At 68.2% G+C, this 4917-nt stretch carries 4 protein-coding genes and 1 pseudogene; all 5 read right to left on the reverse strand.

All coding sequences use genetic code 11. From position 1 onward, the window contains the following. Positions 1-113: 113 nt before the first annotated feature. Positions 114-1880, reverse strand: coding sequence for a glyoxylate carboligase (gene gcl, locus ACYVG5_RS21245; RefSeq protein WP_222050764.1), 1767 nt, complete (start codon positions 1878-1880; stop codon positions 114-116). Positions 1881-1961: 81 nt separating this feature from the next. Next, entirely contained in the window at positions 1962-2861 is a 900-nt protein-coding gene (locus tag ACYVG5_RS21250; protein WP_460683528.1) for a 2-hydroxy-3-oxopropionate reductase, read from the reverse strand. A gap of 19 nt (positions 2862-2880) precedes the next feature. Then, a complete protein-coding gene (locus tag ACYVG5_RS21255; RefSeq protein ID WP_460683529.1) occupies positions 2881-3687 on the reverse strand; it encodes a hydroxypyruvate isomerase family protein in 807 nt (268 codons plus the stop codon). A gap of 236 nt (positions 3688-3923) precedes the next feature. Then, complete coding sequence (locus ACYVG5_RS21260; RefSeq protein WP_222050762.1) at positions 3924-4286, reverse strand: Rossmann-fold NAD(P)-binding domain-containing protein; 363 nt, start codon at positions 4284-4286, stop codon at positions 3924-3926. A 313-nt stretch (positions 4287-4599) separates the two neighbouring features. After that, positions 4600-4836 (reverse strand): annotated as a pseudogene (locus ACYVG5_RS21265) (hypothetical protein); the annotation flags it as partial. Positions 4837-4917 lie beyond the last annotated feature (81 nt).

Consider the following 4917-nt stretch of genomic DNA (forward strand, 5'->3'; position numbering starts at 1 on the left):
TCGGCCTTGAACTGCGGGCTGAACCTTCGCCGCTGCTCTGGCATGGACAGATCCTCTCAGCAGCGAGTCACTGTCCAAGATCATTGGTACACCCCAGACCGAGACGGGGCCGGTCAGGCCAGGGCCGTGGGCGCCTGGTCTCCGGCGGTAGCCAGGTCCTCGAACTCATGGACGGCGTCGATGTCCCCGCCCATGGCGATGTTGGTGATCCGCTCGAGAATGATCTCGACGACCACCGGCACCCGGTACTCGGCCATCAGCTTCTTGGCCGACTCGAAGGCCGGCAGCATGTCGTCCGGCTCGTGCACTCGGATCGCCTTGCATCCCAGCCCTTCTGCCACCTTGACGTGGTCGACTCCGTAGCCACCGAGCTCGGGGGCGTTGATGTTGTCGAAGGACAACTGGACGCAGTAGTCCATGTCGAAGGCCCGCTGTGCCTGCCGGATGAGCCCGAGGTAGGAGTTGTTCACGACCACGTGGATGTAGGGCAGGTTGAACTGCGCCCCGACGGCCAACTCCTCGAGCATGAACTGGAAGTCATAGTCGCCGGACAGTGCCACGACGGTCGCCTCGGGGTCCGCTGCGCAGACACCCAATGCGGCGGGCAGCGTCCATCCCAGCGGGCCGGCCTGGCCGCAGTTGATCCAGTGTCGGGGCCGGTAGACGTGCAGGAACTGGGCTGCCGCGATCTGCGACAGTCCGATGCTGCTGACGTAGCGGGTGTCCTTGTCGAAGGCCTTGTTCATCTCCTCGTACACGCGCTGGGGCTTGACCGGCACGTTGTCGAAGTGGGTGCGACGATGCAGCGTGGCCTTGCGCCCGAGGCACTCATCGACCCAGGCCGTCCGGTCGGGCAGCAGTTGGGCGGCCCGCCGTTCCTTGGCGATCTCGACGAGCGTGGTCAGTGCCGCCTTGGCGTCGGAGGTGATACCGAGGTCAGGGGGGAACACGCGGCCGATCTGCATGGGCTCTATGTCGATGTGGATGAACTTCCGGCCGCGCGTGTAGGTCTCCAACCCGCCGGTGTGCCGGTTTGCCCAGCGGTTCCCGATGCCGAGCACGACGTCCGAGGCCAGCAGGTTGGCATTGCCGCAGCGGTGCGAGGTCTGCAGGCCTGCCATGCCAGCCATCAGACGGTGATCGTCCGGAATGGATCCCCATCCCATCAGCGTCGGGATCACCGGGATGTCGAGTACCTCGGCAAGCTCGACGAGCAGGTCAGCTGCGTCGGCATTGATGATCCCGCCCCCGCTGATCAGCAGCGGGCGCTGGCCACCGGCGAGCATGTCGAGCACCTTCTCGCACTGGCCGCGCGTGGCACTCGGCTTGTACGCCGGCAACGGTTCGTAGGTGTCGATGTCGAAGTCGATCTCAGCCATCTGCACGTCGATGGGCAGGTCGAGGAGCACCGGTCCGGGACGGCCTGAGCGCATCAGGTGGAAGGCCTTCTGGATGGCGCCGACCACCTGGGCGGGCTCCAGCACCGTCACCGCCATCTTGGTGACCGGCGCGGCGATGGACGCGATGTCGACCGCCTGGAAGTCCTCCTTGTGCAGCTTGGACACCGGCGCCTGTCCGGTGAGACAGAGGATGGGCACCGAGTCCGCCCACGCCGAGTAGAGGCCGGTGATCATGTCCGTTCCTGCGGGGCCTGAGGTGCCCACGCACAGCCCGATGTTGCCTGGCCGGGTGCGGGTGTAACCCTCCGCCATGTGCGAAGCGGCTTCGACGTGGCGTGCCAAGACGTGCTTGATTCCCGGCCGGCGGGCCATGGCGGCATAGAAGGGATTGATGGCTGCACCAGGCAGCCCGAAAGCATGCGTGATGCCCTCGCGCTGCAGGACCAGCACGGCGGCGTCCACGGCGGTCATACGGGGCATGGGTGACTCCTCGATGGACCTGCCCCTCGGGGCGGGGTCTGCTGCGATTGACGAAAGGAACGGCGGACGACGGAGACCGGGTCAGGCGTGAATGCGTCCGGAGAGCTGCTCGATCATGAGCAGGAGCGCGGAGTGGTCCAGGGACCCGTGGCCGTTGGCTCGCAACGCGCCCATGAGCTGAGCGACCACGGCGCCCAGTGGGGTTGCGACCCCGGCCTCACGCGCCGCGGAGATCACGATGCCCAGGTCTTTGTGGTGCAGATCGACCCGGAATCCCGGTTGGAAGTCGCGGGCGAGCATGCTCGTTGCCTTGCGGTCGAGGATGCGGTTGCCCGCCAGGCCGCCGGCGAGCACCTGGACGGCGCCCTTGGTGTCGACACCGTGGGCCTCCAGGAAGACGAGGGCCTCGGCGACGAGGCCGATGGTGCCGGCGACGATCAGCTGGTTCGCCGCCTTGACGGTCTGTCCTGAGCCGGAGGGTCCGACGTGCACTACCGTGGAGCCGACGGCGTTCAGCACGGGCCGGGCCGCTTCGACGTCGGCCTCCTCACCGCCGACCATGATCGAGAGGTTCCCCTCGACGGCGCCTGCCTCGCCGCCGGACACCGGTGCGTCGACCGCCCGGATGCCGCGGGCGGCCGCCGCGTCAGCGATCCGCACCGACACGTCGGGCCGGATGGTGCTCGCGTCGATCAGGAGCGTGCCCGGGGCGGCGAAGGCCAGCACACCCTGGTCGCCGAGCACCACCTCCTCGACGTCGGGGGAGTCCGGCAGCATGGTGAGCACCACGTCGGCGCCGCGCACTGCCTTGGCGAGCCCGGAGGCAGTCCGGCCGCCGACGGCCACGAGCCTCCCGCCCTTGTGGGGCGAGCGGTTGTACCCGATGACGTCGAACCCGGCCGTGACCAGGTTGGTAGCCATCGGGGCGCCCATGATGCCCAGACCGATGACAGCAACGGTTGTCATGTGCGTCTCCTTCATCTTGGCGACCGGGGTGCCCTCAGCGGGCGCCCGCGGCGGCGCGGTCGGCGATCGGAACCCAGCCGAAGCTCTCGGCGCTCGACCTGCTGGGCTTGTACTCCAAGCCGACCCACCCGCCGTAACCCGCTGCCTGCAGCTTGGCGAGGTAGCCGCCGATGTCGAGCAGGCCGGTGCCGGGCTCGTGGCGTCCGGGCGCGTCTGCGATCTGCACGTGCGCGACCCGGTTGGCGAACGTGGCGATCACGGCATCGAGATCGTCGGCGTTGACGGCCAAGTGGTAGAGGTCGCACAGGAAACCGAGATTCTCGACCCCGGTCTCGCGCGCGACTCGATCGATGACGCTGAGCGCGTCCTGCGCGGTGCGCAGGGGGTAGAGCGGGGCACCGCTCACCGGCTCGACCAGCACGGTGCCACCGATAGCGGCAGCGGCCCTGCCGGCATGGGCAAGATTGGCCACGGCCAGCTCGTCCTGCTCCTCGGGCGTGGAGTCCTCGCGACGGTTGCCGTACAGCGCATTGAAGGCACGGCACCCGAGCCGCTCACCGATGGCCACGGCGGTGGCGACGCTGTCGCGCAACTCGCTGGCGCGCCCTGGCCACGACACGACGCCCCGATCGCCGGCGGGCATGTCGCCGGCGAAGAAGTTCAGACCGACCAGATGCACTCCACCGTCCTGCACCGCCGCGACGAACTGGTCTACCTCCGGATCGGAAGGGGTGGCCGTCGGAAACGGCCACCAGCACTCGACGGCGTCGAATCCCGCCGCCTTGGCCGCGGCTGGTCGCTGAAGCAGGGGTAGTTCCGCGAACAACATGGAGACGTTCACCGTGTAACGGCTACCCACTCGTCATCAACCTTCCGTTGCGCGGATGAAAATTTTCGTCCTGCGAAAAATACGCCGAGCGTGAGAGGCAGTCAATCCCCGACCGTCCTCGTTGGCGTGGAGACTGCCGCGGCTGCGTTGCCACGGCGCGGGCCCGTCGGGTGTCCTCACGCACGGGGCCGGCGCGCTCATCCCCTCGGCGGCATGCGGGAGCGCCGCGACCCTTGCGGCACCCTCACTCACGGCGGCTGCCACGGTCGGTGCCTCCGACTCGTCGAAGACGCTGGGAACGATGAGGTTGGGGTCAGCTCCTCGGGGTGACACACCCGGCGATCGCGAGCGCTGCGGCGACCAGGATCTCGTCGGTGATCGCGCTGGTGCCGCGTCCCGCAGACCCCGGAAGACGCCGGGAAAGGCAAGACGTTGTTGATCTGGTTGGGATGGTCGCTGCGGCCGGTGGCCAGAATGGCAGCGTGCGTGCGGGCCTCGACCGGAAGGACCTCTGGCACCGGATTCGCCAGGGCGAACACCACGGCGCCGTCGGCCATGGTGGCGATGTCCGCGCCGGTGAGGATGTCGGGACCGGGGATGCTGATGAACACGTCTGCATCGCGCCGTGCCTCGCGCAGGGCGCCCTGAAAGCCGTGAGGGTGGGTGGTCGGTGATCCACCGCCGCATGGGGTCGGCCTCGGGCGTCGGCGTCACCGCGCCCTGTCTGTTGCAGGCGATGATGTGACGCGCCCCTTGGGTGTGTAGGAGTCGAATGCTCGCGGCTCCGGCAGCGCCGACCCGAGAGACGACGATGCGCACGTCGTTGAGTGGCTTGCCGTCGACCCGGAGCCGGCGAGGCAGCGCACCACCTCGACGGTCTGGTCGACGTCCTGGGTGTCTGCACATGGGCCAGGGGTCAACGTCGGCGAAGCGCTTGAACAGCGCAGCCTTGCCCTCCATGACTGGAAGGGCCGCGACAGGGCCGATGTTGCCGACCCCGAGGTCGGCCGAACCGTCAGTGACGATTGCGACGGTGTTGCCCTTGAGCGTGAGTCGACGTGCGTCCTGGGATCTTCGGCGATGGCCATGCTCGCGCGGGCCACGCCTGGGTGTAGGCCCGGGACGGGTCGTCACGGTGTTGCAACAATGAGGTTTTCTCACCAGGTTCGGCGGCCTGAAGGACGTCGTCGCTGGTCGTCGCGGGTGTTCCGGATGTAGGCGCGGGCTCTCGGGGTCACGATC

The sequence above is a fragment of the Modestobacter lapidis genome (assembly GCF_054780755.1).

What these genes read in the sequence shown, in the direction of transcription:
- gcl (WP_222050764.1), bottom strand. Translation starts at nt 1,880, where the DNA reads ATGCCCCGTATGACCGCCGTGGACGCCGCCGTGCTGGTCCTGCAGCGC.
- ACYVG5_RS21250 (WP_460683528.1), bottom strand. Translation starts at nt 2,861, where the DNA reads ATGAAGGAGACGCACATGACAACCGTTGCTGTCATCGGTCTGGGCATC.